This window comes from Streptomyces sp. NPDC024555 (assembly GCF_055559335.1).
This window is the reverse complement of sequence record NZ_JBVHKV010000006.1, coordinates 95,878-120,511: the sequence shown is the minus strand read 5'-3', so window position 1 is coordinate 120,511 and position 24,634 is coordinate 95,878. Positions and strand designations below refer to the sequence as shown.

Here is a 24,634-nt window from a genome sequence, read left to right as displayed (position 1 = left end):
GGGTCCGCGCCCCGGGGCCCCGCCGTCGTCCTCAGACGGCGGGCCGCCCCGCCAGCACCGCCGCCCCCAGGGCCCGCCGCACCGGGTCCGGGGCCGCGCACCAGTCCCGCGCCGCCCGGCGGGTCTCCTCGTCGCCGCGCTCGCGCAGGGCCTCGACGCACACCCGCCAGTCGTCCAGCTCCGGATCGCCCCAGCGCAGGGCGCGCCGGGCCAGTTCCTCGTACGGGGCCCGCCGGCCCAGCTCCCGCTCCAGCACCGTGGCGATCGCGCCGTGCCCGGTCTGCTGGTCCCGGCCGGCCGACGGGCGTCCGTCCCGGAGGAGTTCGGCGGTCAGCGTGAGCCCGCCGTCCACGACGGTCCGGCGCACCACGATCGCGTACCCCTCGGCGTCCCCGTACAGCTCCCGCAGTCCCGCCCGCAGTTCCTGCTCCAGGTCCGTGCGCAGCATGCGCAGGGCCTCGGCGAGCGCCGCCGCGACGGCGCCGGGCGGGTCCCCGGCGCCGTGGCGCAGCAGGGCGCGGACCGTGGGCAGGGAACCCCGGCGTGCGGCGAGGAGCAGCGGCGGCTCGCCCTCGGGGCCGGGCAGGCGGGGATCGGCGCCGTACGCGAGCAGGGCCTCGGCGGTGCGGGCATGGCCCAGACCGACCGCCCAGCGCAGCGCGGTGAAGCCGAACTGCTCCGGCAGATCGGGCCGGGCCCCGGCCGACAGCAGCGCCTCCACGACCTCGGTGTGCCCTCCGCACGCCGCCCCGCACAGCGGCAGATCACCGCGCTCGGGGCCGCACGCCCGGTCCGGGTCCGCGCCCGCGGCGAGCAGCAGCCGCACCGCGCCCGGACGGTCCGAGACGGCCGCCAGATAGAGCGCGCTCGCCCCCTCACCGTCCACCGACTCGGCGGACACCCCGGCGCGCAGCAGACGGACGACGGCGTCGTCGTCCTCGTACAGGGCGTCGAACAGCGCCGGTCCGTCCGCCGGGACCGGAAGCCGCCCCTTCGGGTCTTCCTTCACATTTCGACTCTAGGGCCTGTCTGACCATTCCCGTCGTCCGCCCGGAGGGCGGGCCGGGCGACGGGAATGGTCAGACAGGCCCTAAGCCGTACGGCCGCGGACCCCGGACGCGGTGTCAGGTCGTGCAGTCCAGCACCGTGCGGCACAGCGCGCACCGGGCCCGCACCCGGCCCCGGACCGGAACCCGGTTGCGCTGGTGGCAGGTCGGGCAGGCGAACGCCACCCGCAGCCCGTCCGCGCCCGCCTCGAAGGCGTACGGCACGTCGGGGGAGGCGGCGGCCCCGGGATGGTCCTGGGCATATCTGCGGTCCTTCGCGTACCGGCGGCGGCCCGCCCAGCCCGCCGCGGTCAGCGGCGGCCGGGCACGCTCCCGCAGCGCCAGCGCCCGGCCCTCGGTGTACGCCGTGTACGCCTGGGGGCTGGTGAACCACGGCGAGGGGTCCTCGTCGAAGGCCTCCGCCCGCTTGGCCAGCACGTACCCGAACTCCTCGGGGGTCAGATAGCCCAGCTTCTGGCTGGACACCGCGTCCTCCCGGAACGCGTCCAGCAGCAGCCAGCCCGCCCCCAGATAGGCCGCCGCCGTGTCCGTCAGGATCTCGTTGTCCCGGGTGCCCGGGAACTCCAGCCCGAGCCGGTGCAGCAGCACATGCGTCACCTCGTGCGACAGCGCGGCGCCGATGTCCCGGCGATGCGTGCGGAACCGGTCGTTCAGCTCCACGAAGTACTCCGGACCCGCGGCGAGTTCGACACTGCCCGCGTGCTCCATCGACCGGAACGCCACGATCATCCGCGCGTCCGGCAGCCGGAAGTGCCGCACCATCGCCCGCGCCACCCGCTGCGCGCCCAGATGCAGATCGTCCGTGTCCGCGAACGCGGCCTCGGCCGGCGCCAGACTCGGCGCGAACTGCTGCACCCCGTCGGCGGACAGCCGCCGGTACAGCGCCGTGATCGCCGATCGGACCGTGTCCAGATGGGGGAAACCGTGCACCACCGGGCTGCCGTTCGGCGCGTCCGCCATGTCCGTACCCCCGCTCGCAGGCGCCGAGATTCCCCCCACTGTAGCCCCGGGGTCCGCTCCCTCAGCCGTCCGCGCCCGCCCTCGGCGGCAGACCCGGACCCAGCCGTACGTACGGCGCCGCCGCCCCCTCCAGCTCCAGCACCCACACCTCGTTGGCACCGTCCCGCAGCACCGGACCCGGCACGTACAGCGTCCGCTGCGGGCCCGCCGCCCAGTACCGCCCGAGACAGAAGCCGTTCACCCAGACGAACCCCCGGGTCCAGCCCGGCAGTTCCAGCCCCGCGTGGTCCGCCGCCGACGCGTCGGCGACCTCGAACACCCCCCGGTACAGACCGGTCCCGCCCGACCCGTCGACCGGGGCGAACGCGAGGCCCGCCACCGCCCCCGGCACGTCGAACGCGTCGAGCCGCAGCGCCCGCGCCCGCACCCCGTGGAGGTACTGCCGCTCGTGCAGCACACCCCCGGTGATCCCCTTCGGCTCGCCCAGTCGGGGCCCGTAGTTGACCCGCCCCAGCGACTCCACCCACAGCTCCACCTCGGCCGGACCCGCCACCGGCTCCGGCAGCACGGCGTCCGCCTCGTCCAGCACGCCCCGGCGCACCCCGTCCACGAACACCACCGCCCGGTCCCGCAGCCCCGTCACCGACAGCGGATACGGGCGGCGCGGACCCGGCACCGCCACCCGGTAGCGCACCAGCCCCCGGTCCACCCCCAGCTCCTCGAAGGTCGGCGGCACCCCCGACGCCCCGCGCTCCGGATCGCCCAGCGCCTCCATGACCCCCGCCAGCGGCACCCACTCGGTCAGCCCCGCCCGGACCGGCGCAAGCCCGGCCGGTGCGGGCGGCAGCGGCGGCAGCGGCCCGTCCGCGTACTCGGCCAGCACCTCGCGCATCAGCCGGAACTTCTCCGTGGCCCGCCCGTACTCGTCCACCGGCGCGTCGTAGTCGTACGAGGTCACCGTCGGCAGGAACCCCTGGTCCTGGAACGGACCGGACCGGTTCGCCCCCGCCCAGCCGGCGAAGTTCGTCCCGCCGTGCGCCATGTACAGGTTCACCGAGGCCCCGCACTCCAGGATCTCCCGCAGCGCCGCGGCGGCCTCCCGCGGCTCCCGCACGACCGGCGGGGCACCCCAGTGCTCGAACCAGCCGCACCAGAACTCCATGCACATCAGCGGACCCGACGCCCGGTGACGGCGCAGCACCCGGAACGCCTCCCGCGCACCCGAACCGAAGTTCGCCGTCGCGAGCAGACCGGGCACCGAACCGCCGGTGAGCATATGGTCCTCCGGACCGTCCGAGGTGAACAGCGGCACGCTCACCCCCAGCGCCACCAGCAGGTCCGCCACCCGGCGCAGATACACCGCGTCGGTGCCGAAGCTCCCGTACTCGTTCTCCGCCTGCACCATCACCACCGGACCGCCCCGGTCGGCCTGCCGCGCCACGACCTGCGGCAGCAGCTCCGTGAACCAGGCCCGCACCGCGTCGAGATACCCCTCGTCACGGCTCCGCACCCGCCGCCCGAACCGCCCCGTCACCCAGACCGGCAGCCCCCCGTTCTCCCACTCGGCGCAGATGTACGGCCCCGGCCGCACGATCGCCCACAGCCCGGCCCGCCGCGCCGCGTCCAGGAACCGCCCCAGCGCCCCGACGTCCCGGAAGCACCCCGGACGCGGCTCGTGCAGATTCCACGGGACGTACGTCTCCACACAGTTCAGGCCCATCGCCCGCAGCATCGCCAGCCGGTGGTCCCACTGCCCCTCGTGCACCCGGAAGTAGTGCAGGGCCCCCGACAGCAGGCGCACCGGCCTCCCGTCGATCCGGAAGTCGTCGTCCCCGACGGTGAAGTCAGCCATGGTGCCCGTTCTCTCCCGATGCGGAATCCCTCGGTCCAGCCTCACCCCTGGCGTGCGGCCGGTCCATGGACAAAGATCGTGGCTGTTTGGACAACCGCCTGCTCACAGGGCATGCCGCACAGGAACAGGACCACCGGGGAGCGCAGAGGCCGATGTACCACACCTGGATGCGCTTCTTCACGCCCAGCCCGCTCCACCACCGCCTCGGACTGGTCTGCCTCGGCGTCGGCCTCCAGCACGGCACCCTCCCGCCCGTCGGCCCCCGCACCCTCGACCACCACGTCGCCGTCGTCGTCCACTCCGGCAGCGGCTGGTTCGCCGGCCCCGACGGGCGGCGGCTGCCCGTCACCGCGCCCAGCCTGATCTGGCTGACCCCGGGCACCCCGCACCACTACGGCGCCGACCCCGTCACCGGCTGGGACGAGAGCTTCGTCGACTTCACCGGCCCCGCCACCGCCACCTACACCGAACTCGGCTGCATCGAACCCGACCGCCCCCTGGTCCCGCTCTCCGACACCGCCGCCCCGCGCGCCGCCGTCGGCCGCATGGTCCGCGCGGCCCGGCGCGGCAACCCGCTCCTGGAGGTCGAGACCGCGGCGGCCGTCCACGAACTCCTCGTCGCCCTGCGCCGGGCCCGCGCCGACCTCGGCCCCGACGGCGACCCCGTGCTCCAGGCCCTCGCCCGCGACGCCTTCCAGCCGCTGTCCGTCGCCGAACACGCCGCACGCCACGGCATGACCGCCGCCGAACTGCGCACCGCCGTCCGCCGCGGCGCCGGATGCAGCCCCAAGGACTACCTCCTCGGCATCCGGCTCGGCCGCGCCAAGGAACTCCTCGCCACCGGCGACCTGCCCGTCGCCGCCGTCGCCCGCCGCGTCGGCTACGACGACCCCGCCTACTTCTCCCGCCTGTTCGCCCGCCGCGTCGGCATGGCCCCCGTCCGCTTCCGCGCCCAGCAGGGCCGCGCCGTCCCCGGCGGCTGGAGCGACCGCGTCCCGGACCCCGATCACCCGCCGACGGTCACCCCGTAAGCTCGCTGCCCATGACCACGAACGACATCGACGACTCCGTACGCGCCGAACTCACCCGGCTGCGCCAGAGCATCGACAACATCGACGCGGCCGTCGTCCACATGCTGGCCGAACGCTTCAAGTGCACCCAGCAGGTCGGCCACCTCAAGGCCGCCCACCACCTGCCCCCGGCCGACCCCGACCGCGAGGCCCGCCAGATCGCCCGGCTCCGCCAGCTCGCCGAGAGCGCCCACCTCGACCCCGCCTTCGCGGAGAAGCTGCTCAACTTCGTCGTCGCCGAGGTCATCCGCCACCACGAGCGCATCGCGGAGGAGTCCGCCGCCCAGGGCTGACCGCCCCCGGGCGCACACCCCGCGCCACCGGCGCTCACTCCACGTCACCGGCGCACCCCGCCGCAGGGCCCGTCCGCCAAGAACCCGGCACCATCGCGTCAGCCCACCGTGAACCCGCCTGCACACCGGCCACCCCATACGGCAGCATGGCACCCATGTCCGTACTGATGCGCGATGAAGCGCAGGCCCGAGCCCAGTTCCTCGACGTACAGCGGTACACGATCGACCTCGATCTCACCGCGGGGGAGGAGACCTTCGACTCCCGTACCGTCATCACGTTCACCGCCCTCGCCGACGGTGACACGTTCGTCGAGATCAAGCCCGCGGACCTGCGCTCCATCAGTCTCGACGGACGGCCGCTGGACCCCGCGGACCTCACCGGGAACCGCTTCCCCCTCACCGGCCTCGCCGCCGGCCCCCACGAACTGCGCGTCGACGCCGCCATGCGCTACTCCCGCACCGGCGAGGGCATGCACCGCTTCACCGACCCCAGCGACGGCGAGACCTACGTCTACACCCAGCTCTTCATGGAGGACGTCCAGCGCGTCTTCGCCGCGTTCGACCAGCCCGACCTGAAGTCCGTCTTCGCGCTCACCGTCACCGCCCCCGAGGGCTGGACCGTCCTCGGCAACGGCATCGCCCACCACGACGGCGACGGCCGCTGGACCCTGGCGCCCACCCCGCCCCTCTCCACCTACCTCGTCGCCGTCGCCGCCGGCCCCTGGCACTCCGTGACCACCGAACACGCCGGACTGCCCTTCGGCATCCACTGCCGCCGCTCGCTCGCGCCCCACCTCGACGCCGACGCCGACGAGATCCTCGACATCACCCGCGCCTGCTTCGACCGGTTCCAGGAGAAGTTCGACGAGCCCTACCCGTTCGACTCCTACGACCAGGCGTTCGTCCCCGAGTTCAACGCCGGCGCCATGGAGAACCCCGGACTCGTCACCTTCCGCGACGAATTCGTCTACCGCTCGGCCGTCACCGACACCGAACGCCAGACCCGCGGCATGGTCATCGCCCACGAGATGGCCCACATGTGGTTCGGCGACCTCGTCACCCTCGCCTGGTGGGACGACATCTGGCTCAACGAGTCCTTCGCCGAGTACATGGGCTACCAGACCCTCGCCGAGGCCACCCACTACACCGACACCTGGGTCGACTTCGGCGTCGCCCGCAAGGGCTGGGGATACGACGCCGACCAGCGCCCCTCCACCCACGCCGTCGCCCCCGACCCCGCCGCCGTCCCCGACACCGCCTCCGCGATGCTCAACTTCGACGGCATCTCCTACGCCAAGGGCGCCTCCGCCCTGCGCCAGCTCGTCGCCTGGCTCGGCGAGAAGGACTTCCTGGCCGGCATCAACACCCACTTCGCCCGCCACCGGTTCGGCAACGCCACCCTCGCCGACTTCATCGACAACCTCGCCTCCGCCACCGAACTCGACGTCCACGCCTGGGCCGACCAGTGGCTGCGCACCACCGGCGTCGACACCCTCGTCCCCGAGGTCACCGAGGCCGGCACCGGCTGGTCCCTCGGCGTCGACCACCGGGGCACCCGCCCCCACCGCGTCGCCGTCGGCACCTACGACCACGCCCTCGGCACCGAACCCGGCCCCGAACAGCTGGTCCTGCGCGACCGCTTCGAGATCACGGTCCCGCAGAACGGCCCCGTCACCCGCCCCGGCCGCCGCCCCGCCCTCGTCGTCCTCAACGACCAGGACCTCACCTACGCCAAGATCCGCGTCGACCCGGACTCCTGGAACACCGTCCTCACCCACCTCTCCGGCATCCCCGACGCCCTCACCCGCGCCGTCGTGTGGAACGCCGCCCGCGACATGGTCCGCGACGGCGAACTCGCCCCCACCACCTACCTCGACGCCGCCCGCACGCATCTGCCGCACGAGACCGACCTCGCGCTCCTCCAGGGCGTCCTCGCCTTCGCCGACACCCAGGTCGCCGCCCGCTACGTCACCCCCGATCAGCGGCCCGCCGCCCTCGCCACCCTCACCGCCCTCAGCCGCGACCTCATCCGCCGCACCGAGGACGGCACCCACCCCGGACTCCGCCTCGTCGCCGTCCGCCACTTCATCGACGCCGCCACCCAGCCCGACACCCTCCAGGCCTGGCTCGCCGACGGCACCGTCCCCGGCGGACCCGAACTCGACCCCGAACTGCGCTGGCGCATCCTCACCCGGCTCGCCGTCCTCGGCGCCGTCGACGAGACCGCCATCGACGCCGCACTCGACGCCGACCCCAGTGCCACCGGACGGGAAGGCGCCGCCCGCTGCCGCGCCGCCCTCCCCGCCGCCGAGGCCAAGGCCGCCGCCTGGGACGCCATGTTCGGCGACGACAGCCTCTCCAACTACCTGTTCACCGCCACCGCCCAGGGCTTCTGGCAGCCCGAGCAGACCGAACTCCTCGCCCCGTACGTGGCCCGCTTCTACCCCGACGCCACCGCGCTCGCCGTCCGCCGGGGCCCGGTCATCGCCGAGGCCGCCGGACGGTACGCCTTCCCCGCGTACGCCGTCGACGCCGACAGCCTCCGCCTCGGCGAACAGGCCCTCACCGACCAAGGGCTCATCCCCGCCCTCCGCCGCAAGCTCGCCGACCAGATCGACGACCTGCGCCGCGCCCTCGCCGTACGCGAAGCGCACTGACCGCCCGAGACACCCCGCACCACCCGTGCCCGGCCCGCCCTCACCCCGAGGGCCGGCCGGGCACACGCGTACGGGCCCGGAGACCGCCGCCGGGGGACGGGGCGCGCGTGCCCCGCCGCGCGTGCAGGGGGCGAGCCGCTCGAACGCGTACCGGACGTACCGCGTACGCGTGCCACCCCGGAGACCGCCCCGCGCCCCATAGCATTCCGCCGCGCGACACCCCGCTCCCACCAGCCCGTCGTCCTCCTTTCGGGTTCAGATCACCGGGCACCCCGGCAACGGCACGCGAAACCCGGACAAGCTGACACGTCCACTCGCGCGCACCCGAAGGGTCAGCTCTCCATGCCCACCCCCGCACTCGCCGGCTCCACCACCGGACCCACCGCCCTGCGCCCCCTCATCGACACCGTCCTCACCGCCCTCCAGGAGGGCGCCCGACGCCGCGACGGCCCCCTGCCCACCGGCGGACCCGACACCGTCGCCGCCCACACCCGCACCGCACTCGACCCCGTCATCCCCGAACACGGCACCGGCGCCCACCACGCCCTCGCCACCCTCGTCGGCGCCCTCACCGAAGGCGCGGCCGACCCGGCGGACCCCCTCTGCGCCGCCCACCTCCACACCCCGCCCCTCGCCCTGGCCACCGCCGCCGACCTCGCGGCCTCCGCCCTCAACCCCTCCATGGACTCCTGGGACCAGGCCCCCGCCGCCTCCACCATCGAGGCCGACACCGCCGCCGCCCTCGCCGCCGAGATCTACCCCCGCCGCCCCCGCCCCGACGCCCTCGTCACCACCGGCGGCACCGAGTCCAACCAACTCGCCCTGCTCCTCGCCCGCGAGCGCCACGGCACCGTCCAGACCGTCTGCGGCACCAACGTCCACCACAGCATCCCCCGCGCCGCCTGGCTCCTCGGCCTCCCCGAACCCCTCACCGTCCCCGCCCCCACCGGCACCATCGACCCCGGCGCCCTCGACAACCTCCTCACCCACCACCGAGGACCCCACCCCCTCCTCGTCACCGCCACCGCCGGCACCACCGACACCGGCAGAATCGATCCCCTCGTCGAGATCGCCGACGTCTGCGAAGCCCACGGCGCCGAACTCCACATCGACGCCGCCTACGGCGGACCCCTCGTCCTCAGCCCCACCCACCGCGCCAAGATCACCGGCATCGACCGCGCCCACAGCGTCGCCCTCGACCTCCACAAACTCGGCTGGCAGCCCGCGTCCGCCGGCATCCTCGCCGTCCCCGACCACCGCCTCCTCCACTCCCTCCACCACCACGCCCCCTACCTCAACGCGGACGACGACACCGAAGCCGGCCTCCCCGACCTCCTCGGCCGCTCCCTGCGCACCACCCGCCGCCCCGACGCCCTCAAGATCGCCGTCACCCTCCAGGCCCTCGGCCGCAGCGGACTCGCCGACCTCATCGACCGCACCTGCGCCGCCGCCGAACACCTCGCCGACCTCATCACCAAACACCCCGGACTCGACCTCTACGAACGCCCCACCCTCACCACCGTCCTCTTCCGCCCCACCCACGCCGACGACCACACCGTCGCCACCCTCCGCCGCACCCTCCTCGCCCGCGGCCACGCCGTCCTCGGCCGCACCCGCACCCACGACCGCCTCTGGCTCAAGGCCACCCTCCTCAACCCCCACGCCACCCCCGAGGACCTGCACACCCTCCTCGCCCTCGTCACCGACCTCGCCACCGAACTCACCGAAAGCGGCACCCCCCGATGACCACCCGGCCCACCCCCGAGAACGACCGGCCCCACGACCTCGTCGGCATCGGCATCGGCCCCTTCAACCTCTCGCTCGCGGCCCTCGCCCACGGTCTGACCACCCCCCTCACCACCGCCTTCTACGACCAGCGCCCCGCCTTCCACTGGCACCCCGGACTCCTCATCGACGGCGCCACCCTCCAAGTCCCCTTCCTCGCCGACCTCGTCACCCTCGCCGACCCCACCAGCCCCTGGACCCTCCTCAACTACCTCCGCACCCGCGACCGGCTCTTCCCCTTCTACTTCGCCGAGCGCTTCCACATCCCACGCACCGAATACGACGCCTACTGCCGCTGGGTCAGCCGGGAACTCCCCGGCCTCCACTTCGGCCACCAGGTCGACGCCGTCCGCTGGAACGCCGAACGCGCCCACTTCGAAGTCGACTTCACCCAGCTCGACGCCGACGGCGAGGCCGAAGCCCTCGGCCGCGCCCACACCCGCAACCTCGCCCTCGGCGTCGGCACCGAACCCCACATCCCCGAACCCCTCAAACCCCTCGCCGACGCCGGCTCCGTCCCCGTCATCCACTCCGCCGACTACCTCCACCACCGCAGCCGGCTCCTCGACGCCGGACACATCACCGTCATCGGCTCAGGACAGTCCGGCGCCGAGATCTTCCTCGACCTGCTGCGCGCCCGCCCCGAAGGACGCGAACGACTCCACTGGCTCGCCCGCACCCCCGCCTTCGCCCCCATGGAGTACTCCAAACTCGGCCTCGAACACTTCACCCCCGACTACACCCGCTACTTCCACGGCCTCCCCGAAACCGTCCGCGACCAGCTCGTCCCCCAGCAGTGGCAGCTCCACAAGGGCATCGACCACGACACCATCAGCGCCATCCACGAGGAGCTCTACCGCCGCACCCTCCACGGCGGCTGGCCCGACACCACCCTCACCCCCGGCGTCTGCGTCCGCACCGCGGGCCGCGTCGCCACCACCCGCGTCGAACTCCACCTCGAACACGCCCAGCAGGGCACCCGCAGCCGCCTCGTCACCGACGCCGTCGTCCTCGCCACCGGCTACCGCGAACGCCCCCTCGACACCCTCCTCGAACCCCTCGGCACCCGGCTGCGCCGCGACCGCGCCGGACGCCCCCGCGTCGACGAGCGGTACCGCCTCGACCTCGACCCCGCGGTCACCGGCGCCATCTACGTACAGAACGCCGAACGCCACACCCACGGCGTCGGCGCCCCCGACCTCGGCCTCGCCGCCTGGCGCAGCGCCACCATCCTCAACGACCTCACCGGCACCACCCCCTACCCCCTCCCGGAGCGCACCGCCTTCACCACCTTCGGCCTCACCCCGCAGACCCCCGCCGTCCCCGCCCAGGGCCCCCACCTCGTCCCGCTCGTCCAGAACAACTGACCGCCCCCGCACGGAGATCTGTCACAGAGACGGCCCAGCACCCCCACAATGTCGGGGTCACGTCACCACCTCATGCGTCTTGCGCACAGCGCTGGGCGCCGGCCCCCGCCCTTGCCATCGTGGTCCCCCGTCAGCAACCACTGGCGGCACACCCGTCACGACCGCACCCGCGCTCCCGGGTGCCCTCGGACCGTGTGCCGCACCACGGACGCATCGGGGGACTACCGCCATGGCCCTGCACCACCGCCTCACCCGCCGCACCCAGCTCGCCCTCGTCGGCCTCACCGCCGCCGGAGTCGCCGCGGCCGTCGTCGTCGTACCGCACCTCACCGGCCACGACACCCCGGCCACCGTCGCCGCCGACACCGCCTACGGACCCGAACCCGAGGCCGACAGCGGACTCGTCACCCGGGCCGACCGGATAACCAGCCTCGCCTCGGCCACCATGTCCCCCGACACCATGATCAACCGCGCCCGCACCTGGCTCACCGCCAACGGCGGCCACCAAGTGCCGTACAGCATGCAGCGCACCTGGAAGGACGGATACCGCCAGGACTGCTCGGGCTACGTCTCCATGGCACTCGCCCTCGGCAAGCCCGGCCTCAACACCGTCGGCCTCGCCGACAGCCGCAACGGCGTCACCCAGCACCTCAGCAGCACCAGCGGGCTCAGAAAGGGCGATCTGCTCATCGACGCCAGCACCACCGACGGCGACTTCCGCCACGTCGTCATCTTCGAGAAGTGGGCCAACACCTCCCACACCTCCTACTGGGCCTACGAACAGCGCGGCTCCCACGGCACCACCCACCGCATCCTCGGCTACGGCATCGGCAAGGACCACTACGACCCCTACCGCCCCGTCAAGCTCGGCGGCGGCAGCAGCGGAGGCGGAGGCGGCGGACAGCTCCCCACCCCCAGCGCCTCCTGGCCCGTCCTCAAGAGCGGATCCAAGGGCACCGACGTCCGCACCGCCCAGTACCTCCTGACCGCCCGCGGCTACGGCATCGCCGTCGACAGCAGCTTCGGCCCCAGGACCCGCACCGCCACCCTCCGCTTCCAGAAGACCCGCTCCCTGGCCGCCGACGGTGTCATCGGCCCCAAGACCTGGTCCCAGCTCATCACCACCGTCCGCCACGGATCCACCGGCCAGGCCGTCAAGGCCGCCCAGACCCAGCTCAGGGTCTACGGCTACTCCCTCACCGTCGACGGCTCGTTCGGCGCCAGGACCAAGGCAGCCACCCTCGCCTTCCAGAAGAGCCACCACCTCGCCGCCGACGGCGTCATCGGCCCGAACACCTGGCGCGCCCTCCTCGGCACCCGCTGACCCCACCCGGACACGACAACGGCCCCTCTCCCTCGTACGAGCGAGGAAGAGGGGCCGCCGCCACAGCCCGATCCCGGCCGACAGCCGACCGGGGAACCCGGCTAGAACACCGGCACACCGTCCCGCGTCAGACGCCAGTCCACCGAAGCGAACTCCGCCGCGTCCACCGAACCCTTCGCCTGCACCCAGGCGATGATCGTGTTCCGGATCTCCTCGGAATTCGCCCACAACTGCTTCGCCGCCGGAACGTGCGGGAAGTTCCCCCCGCCGCTCGCCCGGTAGTTGTTCACCGCCAGCACGAACTGCGCCGCCGGATCCACCGGCTTCCCCTCGAACAGCAGACCCGAGATCCGCGACCCCACCGGCTTCGCGATGTCGACGTCGTACGTCAGCCCCGACACCGCGTCGTAGTTGTAGTCCGGCGTGTTGTCCGCGTTCGTCAACGCCTCCGGATCCACCGGCGCACCCGCCGCAGTCCGCACGTAGTACTTCGCCGAGAACTCCAGATAGTCCAGGATCTGCGCACCCGTCACCAGCCGCGCCTCCAGCGTGTTCTCGAACGGATACAGCCCCGCCGCGTCCTTGATCGTCACATCACCCGCCGGAATCCGCGCCGTGCGCGAGAAGCACGACGCCTGCGACAGCACCGGCAGCGCCGCGTACTCGCCCCCCGCCAGCGCCTCCTTCACCGTCTCCGTCTGCACCACGTTGATCAGATCGATGATCGGCTCGTCCTTCCACGCCGCCTCGGCCGTGGACATCGCCGCCGTCGACGTACCGATCACCTGGTTGACGTACGCCACGACCTTCGCGTGCTCGTCCGCGAGCAGCCGGGTGATCCTCGGGTCCTCCGCCACCGTATTGGAGTTCAGCACCTGGGAACCGGCCCGCTCCACCACCCAGCGACCCTTCTGCCACACCAGGTCGAAGTCGAACAGCGTCAGCCGCTGCCCCCACTTCAACGGCTCCGACAGCACGACCTTCTTCCCGGTCTCCTTGTTCTCCACGAAGTACTCGGGAATCTCCAGATGCGCGTGACCCACCAGAATCGCGTCGATCCCCGGCACCTGCTCCGCCACCAGACCCGCCGCGTTCTCCACGTACGGGATCTGGTCCCCGTACGACGACGTCCCGCTGTTCCCCGAGTGCGCCGACACGATCACCACGTCCGCACCCATCGAACGCAGCCGCGGCACGTACTTCGCCGCCTGCTCCTCCAGACCCGGGAACACCATCTTCCCGCTCACGTTCGCCTTGTCCCAGATCGCGATGCCCGGATTCGTCAGACCCAGGATCCCCACCCGCACATCCCGGCCGTGCGGCGTCCGCAGCTTCTTGATCACATACGGCGCGAACGCCGGCCGCAACGACTTCGCGTCCAGCGCGTTCGCCCCCAGCAGCGGGAAGTCACACTGCTCCTCGAACTTCCGCAGCACCGGAATCCCGTAATTGAACTCGTGGTTCCCCAGCGCCGCCGCGTCGTAGCCGATCGCGTTCATCGCCTGCGCCATCGGATGCACCGGACCGCGCTTCGCCGTGATCGGATCGATCTTCGCGTAGTAGTACGACAACTGCGTACCCTGAATCGTGTCACCCGCGTCGATCATCAGGGTGTTGTGACGGCCCTTCTCCCGGCGCACCTGATCCACCAGCGTCGAGATCTTCGCCAGACCCACATCGTTGTGCGCCTTGTCGTCGAACTCGGCGTCCGTGAAGTAGTCCCAGTTGAAGACGTTCCCGTGCAGGTCCGTCGTCCCCATCACCGTGAACGAATACCGCTTCGGCTCCGGCCCGTGACCATGGCCCCGGCCGTGCGCACCGGCCGGCACCGCGGCACCCCCCACCAGCGCCGCACCCGCACCGGCAGCCGCCGATGTCCCCAGAAACGTCCTTCGGTTCAGCGGCATCTCGTCTTCTCCCACATCTCAGTTCACCCCGCGCACGACGCGCGTAGACCACGCGCCCACACGGACAACGCGCGTAGATAATCACCCACGCACCACCCCCGGCAACACCCCCGGCAGGTTTCCGTTCCATGACCACACAACGACCACCCGACCACACCCCCGACCGCCGCACGCCGAGCGCCACACGTCGACCGCCGCACGTCGACCGTCACAACCCGGCCACGACCACCCGACTGTCACACCCCGCTGCCACAGTGGACCCATGACCGACACCGCCCAGCCCTACGGCACCCCGGACCAGCCCCGCCTCGCCGTCCGGGGCGAAGCCCGCCTCGAAGTCGACCCGGAGATCGCCCGCCTCTCCATCACCGTCACCGCCCGGGGCAGGGACCGCCGCGCCGCCCTCGAAGACCTCACCCACCGCAACACCACCGTCCTCGCACTCGCCCGCACCTACGGCGACGCCGTCGAGAAACTCGAAACCGGCGCCCTCTCCATCAGCCCCGAACTCGTCCACCGCGGCCGCGACGAGAAGATCCGCGCCTACCACGGCCGCGTCTACATCACCGCCGTCCTCAACGACTTCACCGCGCTCGGCGAATTCGTCACCCGCGTCGGCGACCTCGACATGACCCACGTCAACGGCCCCTGGTGGGCCCTGCGCCCCACCTCTCCCGCCCACGGCGAGGCCCGCCGCCAAGCCGTCCGCGAAGCGGTCCAGCGCGCCCGCGAATACGCCGGAGCACTCGGCGCCGAGCTCGCCGCCCTCGTCGAACTCGCCGACATAGGCGCGGAGAACCCCGCCCCCGCCGCCTACGCCCGCAGCGCCGGCTACGGCGGCGCACTCCCCGCTCCCGCCGGAGCCGGCGCCCCGCCGCCCCCCGCCATCGACCTCGAACCCCAGCGGCAGACCGTCTACGCCCAGGTCAACGCCCGCTTCACCATGACCCCGCCGAAACTCTGAAACCCACCCGAATCCATACCGGCGTGCGCTCATCGGAGCGCGCCGCCGCACAATTCAACACTTGTCAATAACCCTTCATTCAAAGGTGGTTGGACAGTCATCCGGAGCCAATGGCCTACCCATAGGTAAGGTTTAGGCTCGAACCATGCGCCGAGCCAAAATCGTTTGCACCCTGGGACCCGCCACCGACACATACGACCAGATCAAAGCCCTGGTCGAAGCCGGAATGGACATCGCCCGCCTCAACCTCAGCCACGGCAGCTACGCCGAACACGAAGAGCGCTACCACCGCGTCCGCAAAGCCTCCGACGAAGCCGGCCGCAGCGTCGGCATCCTCGCCGACCTTCAAGGCCCGAAGATCCGCCTCGGCCGCTTCAAGGAAGGCCCCGTACTACTCGAACGCGGCGACGACTTCACCATCACCGTCGAACCGATGGAGGGAAACCGCCACACCTGCGGCACCACCTACACCGGCCTCGCCGCCGACGTCACCACCGGCGAACGCATCCTCATCGACGACGGCCGCGTCACCCTCGAAGTCACCGAGGTCGACGGCCCCCGGGTCCACACCACCGTCATCGAGGGCGGCATGGTCTCCGACCACAAGGGGCTCAACCTCCCCGGCGTCGCCGTCTCCGTCCCCGCCCTCTCCGAGAAGGACATCGACGACCTGCGCTGGGCCCTGCGCACCGGCGCCGACATCATCGCCCTCTCCTTCGTCCGCAGCGGACGCGACATCGAGGACGTCCACCGCGTCATGGACGAGGAGGGCCGCCGCCTCCCCGTCATCGCCAAGGTGGAGAAGCCCCAGGCCGTCGAGAACATCGACGACATCGTCGCCGCCTTCGACGGCATCATGGTCGCCCGCGGCGACCTCGGCGTCGAAATGCCCCTGGAGCAGGTCCCGATCGTCCAGAAGCGCGCCATCAAGCTCGCCAAGCGCAACGCCAAGCCGGTCATCGTCGCCACCCAGATGCTCGACTCGATGATCGACAACTCCCGCCCCACCCGCGCCGAGGCCTCCGACGTCGCCAACGCCGTCATCGACGGCACGGACGCCGTGATGCTCTCCGGCGAGACCAGCGTCGGGAAGTACGCCATCGAGACCGTCCGCACGATGTCCCGCATCGTCGAGGCCGCCGAGGAGGACATCCTCGCCAAGGGCCTCCCGCCCCTCACCGAACGCAACAAGCCCCGCACCCAGGGCGGCGCGGTCGCCCGCGCGGCGGCCGAGATGGGCGACTTCCTCGGCGCGAAGTTCCTCGTCGCCTTCACCCAGAGCGGCGACACCGTCAAACGCCTCTCCCGCTACCGCTCACCCATCCCGCTCCTCGCCTTCACCCCCGACCCCGCCACCCGCTCCCAGCTCAACCTGACCTGGGGCGTCGAAACGTTCCTCGGCCCCCACGTCGACTCCACCGACGCGATGGTCGCCCAGGTCGACGAGGAACTCCTGAAGATCGGCCGCTGCCGGAAGGGCGACGTCGTCGTCATCACCGCAGGCTCCCCGCCGGGCGTCGCCGGCTCGACGAACCTGGTCCGGGTGCACCACATCGGCGAGGACGACAGCCCGAAGTAGCGCGGGTCCTCGTTCCATGGAACTACGATGGGTGATCGAGGCCACTCTGTGTGACAAAAAAGCGGATGTTCACGAGAACGTGAACATCCGCTTCAGGAAACAGTGCCGGGTATGGGATTCGAACCCACATGTCCTTTCGGACAGAGGTGTTTGAGACCTCCGCGTCAGCCAGTTGCGCCAACCCGGCGAGTCGACCGGACAGCAGTGTACCTGGTGAGAGAAGCACACAGCAGGTAGGTAGGCTGCTTCGCAGCAGCACTGCCCTGAATCAAGGAGCCCCGTGACCACCCCCGAGTCGCCCCAGCCCGTAGACGCCGCCGACGACGACAAGTCGCACGTCCCGCCGCTGACGACCCGCGTCGTCATCGCGGAGGACGAGGCGCTGATCCGTCTCGACCTCAAGGAGATGCTCGAAGAAGAGGGCTACTCCGTCGTCGGGGAGGCCGGGGACGGGCAGCAGGCCGTCGAGCTGGCTCGGGAGCACAAGCCGGATCTGGTGATCCTGGATGTGAAGATGCCGGTGCTCGACGGGATCTCGGCGGCCGAGAAGATCGCCGAGGAGTCCATCGCGCCGGTGCTCATGCTCACCGCGTTCTCGCAGCGCGACCTGGTGGAGCGGGCCCGGGACGCCGGGGCGATGGCGTATCTCGTGAAGCCGTTCAGCAAGAGCGACGTGGTGCCGGCCATCGAGATGGCGGTGTCGCGGTTCGCGGAGCTGAAGGCGCTGGAGAACGAGGTCGCGGACCTGGCGCAGCGGCTGGAGACGCGGAAGCTGGTGGACCGGGCGAAGAGCATTCTGCAGACGGACTACGGGCTGTCGGAGCCGGCGGCGTTCCGGTGGATCCAGAAGACGTCGATGGACCGCCGGCTGTCGATGCAGCAGCTGGCGGAGGCGTTGATCGAGGACGCCGAGGAGAAGAAGCGGGCCGCCGAGTAGGTCCCGTGGTGAAGACGGCGAAGGCCCGCGCCTCCAGGCGCGGGCCTTCGCCGTTCCGGTGCGGTCAGTCCTCGCCGAGGTAGGCCTTGCGGACGGACTCGTCGTGGAGGAGGTCCGCTCCGGTGCCGGAGAGGACGATCTTGCCGATCTCCATGACGTGGCCCTGGTCGGCCAGGGAGAGGGCGGCCTGGGCGTTCTGTTCGACGAGGAGGATCGTCGTGCCGGAGGCCTTGAGCTCGACGATGGTCTCCATGATCTTCTGCATCATGATCGGGGAGAGGCCCATGGAGGGTTCGTCGAGCATGAGGAGCTTGGGCTGGGACATGAGGGCGCGGCCCATGGCGAGCATCTGCTGTTCGCCGCCCGAGAGGGTGCCGGCGGCCTGCTTCCTGCGCTCCCCGAGGATGGGGAAGAGGTCGTAGGCGCGCTGGACGTCCTTCTCGATGCCTGCCTTGTCGTTGCGGAGGTAGGCGCCGAGGAGGAGGTTCTCGGTGATCGTCAGCCGGGGGAAGATGTGGCGTCCCTCGGGGGAGTGGGCGAGGCCCAGGGAGACGATCTTGTGGGCGGGGACGTTGGTGAGGGGTTTGCCCTCGAAGAGGACGCGGCCGCTCAGGGGCTTGAGGAGCCCGGAGAGGGTGCGCAGGGTGGTCGTCTTGCCGGCGCCGTTGGTGCCGATGAGGGTGACGACCTGGCCGGCGTCGACGGTGAAGGAGATGCCCTTGACGGCTTCGATCTTGCCGTAGGCGACGCGGAGGTCCTCGACCTCCAGGAGCGCGGTCATCGGTTGTCCTCCTCTTCGGTGCTCGTGCTGTCGCTCGTGCCCGACGTGTGCGTGCTTGCTTCCGCTTCGGCCGCTTCGACCTCGGCGACTTCTTCGGCGCCGGGGGCGCCTTCGAAGGGGGTGCCGAGGTAGGCGGCGATGACGCGTTCGTCGCTCTGGACCTCGGACGCGGTGCCTTCGACGAGTTTCTCGCCCTGTACGAGGCAGGCGACGCGGTCGCAGAGGTTGAAGATGAAGCGCATGTCGTGCTCGATGACGAGGACGGCGATGCCCTGGTCCCGGATGGCGAAGATGAGTTCTTCGGTGACGCGGGTTTCCTGGGGGTTCATGCCGGCGGTGGGCTCGTCCAGGAGGAGGAGTCCGGGGTCGCTGGCGAGGGCGCGGGCGATCTCCAGCTTGCGCTGGTCCCCGTAGGGGAGGTTGCGCGCGAGGTGGTCGGCCTTGTCCTGGAGGCCGATGAACTCCAGGAGTTCCATGGCGCGTTCGCGGCTGCTGTTCTCGGCTCTGCTGTAGCCGGGGAGGCGCAGGAGGGCGGACCAGAGGCCTTCCTTGGTCCGGGTGTGGCGTCCGACGAGGACGTTCTCCAGGACGGTCATGTTGGCGAAGAGCCGGATGTTCTGGAAGGTGCGGGCGATGCCGGCGTCGGTGACGAGGTGGGGCTTGGGCGGCAGGACGGTGCCCTTGTACCGGACGGTTCCCTCGGTGGGGACGTAGAGGCCGGTGAGGCAGTTGAAGAAGGTGGTCTTGCCGGCGCCGTTGGGGCCGATGAGTCCGACGATCTCGCCCGCGTTGACGGTGAGGTCGACCCCGCGCACGGCGGTGAGGCCGCCGAAGCGCATGGTGACGCCGCTGGCGTCGAGGACGGTGGTCGCGGTCGTGGTGGTGGTCATGGTGGTCACGCCCCCGCCTTGGCGATGCCGGCGCCGCTGTCTTCGGACTGCCGTGGTTCGGGTACGTCGATGGGTTCGTCGTTCTCGTGGAATTCGAGCTGCTTGCGGCGGTCGGCGACCAGGCCTTCGGGGCGGAAGCGCATCAGGAGGATGAGCGCGATGCCGAAGAGGAAGAGCTGGTAGTCCTGCATGAACTGCAGCTTCGCCGGGATGAGGTAGAGCAGTGCGGCGCCGACGAAGGGGCCGCTGAGGGTTCCCATGCCGCCGAGGATGACGGCGGCGAGGAGGAACGCGGAGTTCGGGGGCACGGAGCCGGCGAACTGGTACTGCTCGGGCGTCACGGTGTAGTTGACGTGGGCCTGTACGGTGCCGGCGAGGCCGGCGAGGGTGGCGCCGAGGGCGAAGGCCAGGAGCTTGAGCCGGAAGGCGTTGATGCCCATGGCGGTGGCGGCGGTCTCGTCCTCGCGGATGGCGACCCAGGCGCGGCCGATGCGGGAGTCCCCGGAGCGGCGGAAGACGAGGACGACGACGGCGGTGACGACGAGCATCAGCAGGTAGTAGTTGGCGGGCCTGCTGAGGGTGAAGGGGCCGACGTCATGGGTGAGTCCGAAGTCGATCCCGAAGAGGTTGAGGTCCGGGATGCTGGGGATGCCCTGGGAGCCGTTGGTGAGGTCGGGGCCGCTGTTGCCGTTGAGGTTGTTGACGGTGACGCGGAAGATCTCTCCGAAGCCGAGGGTGACGATGGCGAGGTAGTCGCCGCGCAGCCGGAGGGTCGGGGCGCCGATGAGGACGCCGAAGACCAGGGAGACGACGGCTCCGGTGAGGACGGCGGCCCAGAAGGGGAAGTGGACGCCGATGGCGGAGAGGGGTGCGCCGGAGACGAGGGCGGCGGTGTAGGCGCCGACTCCGAGGAAGGCGACGTAGCCGAGGTCGAGGAGGCCGGCGAGGCCGACGACGACGTTCAGGCCGAGGGCGACCGTGGCGAAGATGAGGATGTTCGCGCCGATGAGGGCGTATTCCGCGGTGTCCTGGGTGAAGGGGAAGCAGAGGGCCGCGACGAGGGCGGCGGCCAGGGTGACGTTGCGGTGCTTGGCGGTCAGCGCGGTGATGCGGGCGATGAGGCCGGCCCGGGTGAGCGCGGTGAAGGCGAAGGCCGCGGTGATGAGGAAGCCGATGAACTGCTCGGAGTCCTCGGTGGGGATGTCGATGCCGTACGTGAAGAGGTAGAGGGCCACCCCGAAGGCGACGGCGATGACGAGGATCTCGGCCCAGGAGGGCAGGGCCTTGGCGCGGGGCGCCGAGGGGGCGGCGAGGCTGTTGCGGAAGCGCCGCCGGACGGTGGCCTCGCGGCCGTCGTCGGGGAGGGGCTGGTCGTCGGGGAGGCCGAGGGCGGCGAGGACGGCGACGAGGGCGCCGATGCCGCTGACCCAGGCTCCGGGTTCGAGGTTGACGACGCCGCCGAGCTCGTAGGAGATGGCGCCCATGGCGTAGCCGGTGGTGCCGAGGGTGGCGAGGGCCAGGAGGCGGACGGGGCTGTTGGTGCCGCCGGGGGTGAGCCAGCGCAGTCCGCGGATGCCGTATCCGGTGAGGGTGAACAGCAGGGTGAGGACTGCGGCGGTGAGGGTGAGGACCTGGAGGCCGCCGGGGTAGCCGGTGACGGTGAGGTCGCCGGGGAATTCGGAGGTCCAGGTCCAGGGGAGGAAGGTGCCGGCGAGTGCGGCCGCGGCGCCCGCGAGGGTGGCGATGCGGGCGACGGGGGCGGGGAGCGGGACGAGTGCGGTCCGGGTGGTGGTCATCGGTATCACGCCCTGTCCGCTACGCGTTCGCCGAGCAGGCCCTGGGGCCTGAGCAGCAGGACGACGATGAGGAGGACGAAGGCCCACACGTCCTTCCAGGCGCCGCCGCCGAAGAGGTCCATGCCGGGGACGTCGCTCATGTAGCCGGTGGCGAGGGATTCGGCGATGCCGAGGACGACGCCGCCGAGCATGGCGCCGTAGATGTTGCCGATGCCGCCGAGCACGGCCGCGGTGAAGGCCTTGAGGCCCATGAGGAAGCCCATTTTGAAGCCGATCTGGCCGTTCTTGAGCCCGTAGGCGACGGCGGCGACGGCGGCGAACGCGGCACCGATGGCGAAGGCCATGACGATGATGCGGTCGGTGTTGATGCCCATGAGCTTGGCGGTGTCGGGGTCCTGGCTGGTGGCCTGCATGCCGCGGCCGGTGCGGGTCTTGGAGACGAAGAGCCCGAGGGCGATCATGCAGACGGGGGCGGCGATGAGGACGAAGAGGTCGCCGCGCTGGATGTGGGCGCCGAAGAGGTCGAGGGAGTCGCCCTTGAACTGCGGGAAGGGGCGGTCCTTGGTGGCGTTGGGGTACCACTTCCAGATGGCCTGCTGAAGGGCGAGGGAGAGTCCGATCGCGGTGATCAGCGGGGCGAGCCGGGGTGCGTTGCGCAGGGGGCGGTAGGCGAACCGTTCCGCCGCGGCGCTGACGGCGACGGAGCATATGACGCCGCCGACGATCATGAGGGGGACGATCGCGAGGAGGTTGGAACCGGCCGGCATCCAGAGGTACACGGTGAGAGCCCCGAAGCCTCCGATCATGAAGATCTCGCCGTGGGCGAAGTTGATGAGCTGGATGATTCCGTAGACCATCGTGTAGCCGATCGCGATGAGTCCGTACATCGCGCCGAGGATGAGTCCATTGGCCAGCTGTTGCGGCAGTTCGTGCACCGCAGGGCCTCCGTGGAGTGGTTCGGATATGGCACCGCGCGGGAGTGCTCGTAGCGCTCCCGCGCGGTCTGGGGTCAGTCGGTGAGCGACCGGGAGCGGGTTACGGCTTGTAGGCCTCGCTGAGCTTGGAGACCCACTTGCCGCCGTCGACCTGGTAGGCGGTCATCATGGTGTTCGTGGTGTCGCCGTACTGGTCGAAGGAGACGGGGCCGGTGACGCCGTCGAACTTGACCTTGGACATGGCTTCGAGCACCTTGGCGCGGGCGTCGTCGGGGAGCTTGCCGTCGTTCTCGGCGACGGCGATCTTGACGGCCTCGATGATCGACCAGGTGGCGTCGTAGGTGCCGCCGCCGTAGGCCTCGTAGGCGTCCTTGTAGCCGGCCGTCTTGTAGTCCTCGATGAACTTCTTGGCGGAGTCGAGCTCCTCGACGGGCTTGCCGACGGAGGTGGCGATGTCGCCCTGGGCCTTCTTGTTGAGCTTGATGAAGTCGGCGCTGTACATGCCGTCGCCGCCCATGAGCGGGATCTGCACGCTGTCCTTGAGCTGCTGGCTCAGGGGGGCGCCGGCGGGGTACTCACCGCCGTAGTAGACGGCCTTGGCGCCGGACTTCTTGACCTTGGTGACGACGGCGTTGAAGTCGCGGTCGTCGGGGTTGACGTGGTCGGAGCCCACGATCTTCCCGCCGAGGCCGGTGAAGGTGGTCTTGAAGGAGGCCGCGAGACCGGCGCCGTAGGGCTTCTGGTCGTCGATGAGGTAGACCTGCGTGATCTTCGCGTTGTTGTAGAGGTACTTCGCGGCGAAGGCGCCCTGGATCTGGTCCGTGGTGGCGGTGCGGAAGTAGGTCTTGAAGGGGCGCTTCTTGTCGCCGGTCTTCCAGTTGTCGCCCTGGGTCAGCTCGGTGCCCGTGTTGGCGGGGGAGACCTGGGTGAGGCCGGCGTCGTTGAGCGGCTTCTGCATCGACTGGGAGACGCCGGAGTTCAGGGGGCCGACGACGCCGAGGACCTGCTTGTCGTCGATGAACTTGGTGGCGTTCTGCTGGCCGACGGAGGGCTGGGCCTGGTCGTCGAGCGGCTTGACCTCGAAGGTGATGCCCGGGACGGTCTTCAGCTTGTTGGCCGTCTTGGCGGCGAGGTCGGCGGAGTTCTTGATGCCGAGGCCGAGGGCGGAGAGGTCACCGGTGATCGGGGCGTCGACGCCGATGACGACGGTCTGGTTGCCGCCGCCGTCACCGCTGCCCTTTTTGTCGTCGTCGCGCGACCCGCAGGCGGTGAGTGTCAGTGCCCCTGTCGTGAGCACTGTGGTGAGGATGAGCAAAGAACGGTGTCGCACGAAAAGTCCTTTCCCTGGCGCGGCCTCCTCTGCTTGAGGTGCCGTGTCGTTCGCCGGGCCGTACTGGTTGGTACAGGGCCGTGCTGCAGACGCGCCCGGCGGCGCGGTGACTGGCCGTGACTCTAAGGGCAGGGGTGGGGGTCGGGGGTGGGGGTGGCGCAGGATGTGACTGTCTTGTTATGCCCTTGAGCAAGGCTTGAGGTGGCTGTGCTGACATGTACGGTTTTTTACCGGACGGCGAAGTGACCGCATGGTGAGAACGCGCAGCTCTGCTAAGGGGCTTGGGGTGATCTTGGTGCTGTCGCCCGTCGGGGGGTGTGCGGAGCCCTCCGAGGGCGCGCGGAATCGCCCGGTGGCCGCGGGCCGGGTCGCGTGGAGCGCGCTGAGGTGTCGTGGACCTTGCGCGTTTGTTACGCAGTGTGACGTCTGGGGCGGGGCGGTCGACGCGGTGTGCCGGGGTGCGGGCAGGGAGCGGGAGGGGGTGTGGCTGTCGAGTGGGCCATGGAACGCGCCCGCGGGTCAAGGGTGTTGTGCTGTGTGTCGCGCAAGTTCGGTGTATACGGCGGTGGTTGTGCCCGGATATGGCACTGCCCGGCCGGAATGGGTTCCGGCCGGGCAGGGGGGTGGCAGGGGTCAGGCGGCGTCGGGTGCGGGGACGTCGCGGAGCAGACAGGTGAGGCGGGCGGTGCAGACGCGCTTGTCCTGTTCGTCGGTGATGACGATTTCGTACGTGGCGGTGGTGCGGCCGCGGTGGACGGGGGTGGCCACGCCGGTGACGAGGCCGCTGCGGACGCCCCGGTGGTGGGTGCAGTTCAGGTCGACGCCGACGGCGAGCCGGCCGGGTCCGCCGTGGAGCATGGAGCCGACGGAGCCGAGGGTCTCGGCGAGGACGGCGGAGGCGCCGCCGTGCAGCAGGCCGTACGGCTGGGTGTTGCCCTCGACGGGCATGGTGCCGACGACGCGGTCCGCGGAGGCCTCGACGACCGTGACGCCCATGCGTTCGCCGAGGTGGCCGGCGGAGAAGAGGGCGGGCAGGTCGACGCCGAGGGCGGCGTACTCGTCGATGATCTCCTGGGGGAACGTGGGTGCGGTGTGCTCGCCCATGGGCCGGCTCCGATCGTCTGCGGCGGAGCATCGCCC

The 24,634-nt window shown here is 71.1% G+C and carries 19 protein-coding genes and 1 tRNA gene; 9 read left to right on the top strand and 11 right to left on the bottom strand.

Going from position 1 to position 24,634, the window contains the following annotated elements; genetic code table 11:
- Nucleotides 1-31: 31 nt before the first annotated feature.
- The 3 genes from ACZ4FH_RS12080 to ACZ4FH_RS12070 all read right to left on the bottom strand — a co-directional run bounded on the left by ACZ4FH_RS12080 (nt 32) and on the right by ACZ4FH_RS12070 (nt 3,879).
- A complete protein-coding gene (locus ACZ4FH_RS12080) occupies nt 32-1,009 on the bottom strand; it encodes an ankyrin repeat domain-containing protein (RefSeq protein WP_467304159.1) in 978 nt (325 codons plus the stop codon).
- Nucleotides 1,010-1,124: 115 nt separating this feature from the next.
- The gene (locus tag ACZ4FH_RS12075; protein WP_467304157.1) at nt 1,125-2,027 is read right to left on the bottom strand and encodes a hypothetical protein; all 903 of its coding nucleotides are present in this window, start codon (nt 2,025-2,027) and stop codon (nt 1,125-1,127) included.
- Between the two features lie 61 nt (nt 2,028-2,088).
- Nucleotides 2,089-3,879, bottom strand: a complete 1,791-nt coding sequence (locus ACZ4FH_RS12070; protein WP_467304156.1) for a glycoside hydrolase family 35 protein — start codon at nt 3,877-3,879, stop codon at nt 2,089-2,091.
- Between the two features lie 152 nt (nt 3,880-4,031).
- Here ACZ4FH_RS12070 and ACZ4FH_RS12065 point away from each other — a divergent pair, with 152 nt between their 5' ends.
- From ACZ4FH_RS12065 to ACZ4FH_RS12040, 6 genes are all read left to right on the top strand, one after another.
- Nucleotides 4,032-4,910 carry a helix-turn-helix domain-containing protein gene (locus ACZ4FH_RS12065; RefSeq protein ID WP_383643708.1) on the top strand — a complete coding sequence of 293 codons (879 nt, stop codon included), beginning with the start codon at nt 4,032-4,034 and terminating at the stop codon, nt 4,908-4,910.
- 11 nt (nt 4,911-4,921) lie between these two features.
- Nucleotides 4,922-5,242: a chorismate mutase gene (locus tag ACZ4FH_RS12060; RefSeq protein ID WP_383643711.1), complete on the top strand. Its 321-nt coding sequence runs from the start codon at nt 4,922-4,924 to the stop codon at nt 5,240-5,242.
- Between the two features lie 155 nt (nt 5,243-5,397).
- On the top strand, nt 5,398-7,899 hold the full coding sequence (gene pepN, locus ACZ4FH_RS12055) for an aminopeptidase N (RefSeq protein ID WP_467304153.1): 2,502 nt from the start codon (nt 5,398-5,400) through the stop codon (nt 7,897-7,899).
- 342 nt (nt 7,900-8,241) lie between these two features.
- Entirely contained in the window at nt 8,242-9,645 is a 1,404-nt protein-coding gene (locus ACZ4FH_RS12050; protein ID WP_467304152.1) for a pyridoxal phosphate-dependent decarboxylase family protein, read from the top strand.
- Nucleotides 9,642-11,051 carry a lysine N(6)-hydroxylase/L-ornithine N(5)-oxygenase family protein gene (locus ACZ4FH_RS12045; RefSeq protein ID WP_467304150.1) on the top strand — a complete coding sequence of 470 codons (1,410 nt, stop codon included), beginning with the start codon at nt 9,642-9,644 and terminating at the stop codon, nt 11,049-11,051. The genes ACZ4FH_RS12050 and ACZ4FH_RS12045 overlap by 4 nt, the downstream gene beginning before the upstream one ends.
- Before the next feature lie 229 nt (nt 11,052-11,280).
- On the top strand, nt 11,281-12,375 hold the full coding sequence (locus ACZ4FH_RS12040; protein WP_467304149.1) for a peptidoglycan-binding domain-containing protein: 1,095 nt from the start codon (nt 11,281-11,283) through the stop codon (nt 12,373-12,375).
- A 101-nt stretch (nt 12,376-12,476) separates the two neighbouring features.
- Here ACZ4FH_RS12040 and ACZ4FH_RS12035 read toward each other — a convergent pair whose 3' ends face one another.
- Entirely contained in the window at nt 12,477-14,282 is a 1,806-nt protein-coding gene (locus tag ACZ4FH_RS12035; RefSeq protein WP_467304148.1) for a bifunctional metallophosphatase/5'-nucleotidase, read from the bottom strand.
- Between the two features lie 262 nt (nt 14,283-14,544).
- On the opposite strand from ACZ4FH_RS12035, the gene ACZ4FH_RS12030 reads away from it, so the two are divergent.
- Nucleotides 14,545-15,246, top strand: a complete 702-nt coding sequence (locus ACZ4FH_RS12030; RefSeq protein WP_467304146.1) for an SIMPL domain-containing protein — start codon at nt 14,545-14,547, stop codon at nt 15,244-15,246.
- A gap of 145 nt (nt 15,247-15,391) precedes the next feature.
- A complete protein-coding gene (gene pyk / locus ACZ4FH_RS12025; protein ID WP_467304144.1) occupies nt 15,392-16,825 on the top strand; it encodes a pyruvate kinase in 1,434 nt (477 codons plus the stop codon).
- 103 nt (nt 16,826-16,928) lie between these two features.
- Here the strand turns inward: pyk and ACZ4FH_RS12020 are convergent.
- Nucleotides 16,929-17,012, bottom strand: a tRNA-Leu gene (locus tag ACZ4FH_RS12020).
- Between the two features lie 93 nt (nt 17,013-17,105).
- Between ACZ4FH_RS12020 and ACZ4FH_RS12015 the strand changes: the two genes are divergently transcribed.
- On the top strand, nt 17,106-17,762 hold the full coding sequence (locus ACZ4FH_RS12015) for an ANTAR domain-containing response regulator (protein ID WP_383643735.1): 657 nt from the start codon (nt 17,106-17,108) through the stop codon (nt 17,760-17,762).
- Between the two features lie 64 nt (nt 17,763-17,826).
- Here the strand turns inward: ACZ4FH_RS12015 and ACZ4FH_RS12010 are convergent, their stop codons facing one another.
- The 6 genes from ACZ4FH_RS12010 to ACZ4FH_RS11985 all read right to left on the bottom strand — a co-directional run bounded on the left by ACZ4FH_RS12010 (nt 17,827) and on the right by ACZ4FH_RS11985 (nt 24,598).
- A complete protein-coding gene (locus ACZ4FH_RS12010; protein ID WP_383643738.1) occupies nt 17,827-18,543 on the bottom strand; it encodes an ABC transporter ATP-binding protein in 717 nt (238 codons plus the stop codon).
- The gene (locus ACZ4FH_RS12005) at nt 18,540-19,442 is read right to left on the bottom strand and encodes an ABC transporter ATP-binding protein (RefSeq protein ID WP_467304142.1); all 903 of its coding nucleotides are present in this window, start codon (nt 19,440-19,442) and stop codon (nt 18,540-18,542) included. The genes ACZ4FH_RS12010 and ACZ4FH_RS12005 overlap by 4 nt, the downstream gene beginning before the upstream one ends.
- Nucleotides 19,439-21,229 carry a branched-chain amino acid ABC transporter permease gene (locus ACZ4FH_RS12000; protein ID WP_467304140.1) on the bottom strand — a complete coding sequence of 597 codons (1,791 nt, stop codon included), beginning with the start codon at nt 21,227-21,229 and terminating at the stop codon, nt 19,439-19,441. The genes ACZ4FH_RS12005 and ACZ4FH_RS12000 overlap by 4 nt, the downstream gene beginning before the upstream one ends.
- 5 nt (nt 21,230-21,234) lie before the next feature.
- Nucleotides 21,235-22,164: a branched-chain amino acid ABC transporter permease gene (locus ACZ4FH_RS11995; protein WP_383643746.1), complete on the bottom strand. Its 930-nt coding sequence runs from the start codon at nt 22,162-22,164 to the stop codon at nt 21,235-21,237.
- A gap of 100 nt (nt 22,165-22,264) precedes the next feature.
- Nucleotides 22,265-23,479 carry a branched-chain amino acid ABC transporter substrate-binding protein gene (locus ACZ4FH_RS11990; protein ID WP_383643968.1) on the bottom strand — a complete coding sequence of 405 codons (1,215 nt, stop codon included), beginning with the start codon at nt 23,477-23,479 and terminating at the stop codon, nt 22,265-22,267.
- 648 nt (nt 23,480-24,127) lie between these two features.
- Entirely contained in the window at nt 24,128-24,598 is a 471-nt protein-coding gene (locus tag ACZ4FH_RS11985; protein WP_467304138.1) for a PaaI family thioesterase, read from the bottom strand.
- Nucleotides 24,599-24,634 lie beyond the last annotated feature (36 nt).

Coding starts and splice junctions, on each gene's coding strand:
- ACZ4FH_RS12030 (WP_467304146.1), top strand. CDS start 14,545: ATGACCGACACCGCCCAGCCCTACGGCACCCCGGACCAGCCCCGCCTC.
- ACZ4FH_RS12035 (WP_467304148.1), bottom strand. CDS start 14,282: ATGCCGCTGAACCGAAGGACGTTTCTGGGGACATCGGCGGCTGCCGGT.
- ACZ4FH_RS12045 (WP_467304150.1), top strand. CDS start 9,642: ATGACCACCCGGCCCACCCCCGAGAACGACCGGCCCCACGACCTCGTC.
- pepN (WP_467304153.1), top strand. CDS start 5,398: ATGTCCGTACTGATGCGCGATGAAGCGCAGGCCCGAGCCCAGTTCCTC.
- pyk (WP_467304144.1), top strand. CDS start 15,392: ATGCGCCGAGCCAAAATCGTTTGCACCCTGGGACCCGCCACCGACACA.
- ACZ4FH_RS12040 (WP_467304149.1), top strand. CDS start 11,281: ATGGCCCTGCACCACCGCCTCACCCGCCGCACCCAGCTCGCCCTCGTC.
- ACZ4FH_RS12060 (WP_383643711.1), top strand. CDS start 4,922: ATGACCACGAACGACATCGACGACTCCGTACGCGCCGAACTCACCCGG.
- ACZ4FH_RS12065 (WP_383643708.1), top strand. CDS start 4,032: ATGTACCACACCTGGATGCGCTTCTTCACGCCCAGCCCGCTCCACCAC.
- ACZ4FH_RS12010 (WP_383643738.1), bottom strand. CDS start 18,543: ATGACCGCGCTCCTGGAGGTCGAGGACCTCCGCGTCGCCTACGGCAAG.
- ACZ4FH_RS12050 (WP_467304152.1), top strand. CDS start 8,242: ATGCCCACCCCCGCACTCGCCGGCTCCACCACCGGACCCACCGCCCTG.
- ACZ4FH_RS12070 (WP_467304156.1), bottom strand. CDS start 3,879: ATGGCTGACTTCACCGTCGGGGACGACGACTTCCGGATCGACGGGAGG.
- ACZ4FH_RS12000 (WP_467304140.1), bottom strand. CDS start 21,229: ATGACCACCACCCGGACCGCACTCGTCCCGCTCCCCGCCCCCGTCGCC.
- ACZ4FH_RS12075 (WP_467304157.1), bottom strand. CDS start 2,027: ATGGCGGACGCGCCGAACGGCAGCCCGGTGGTGCACGGTTTCCCCCAT.
- ACZ4FH_RS11985 (WP_467304138.1), bottom strand. CDS start 24,598: ATGGGCGAGCACACCGCACCCACGTTCCCCCAGGAGATCATCGACGAG.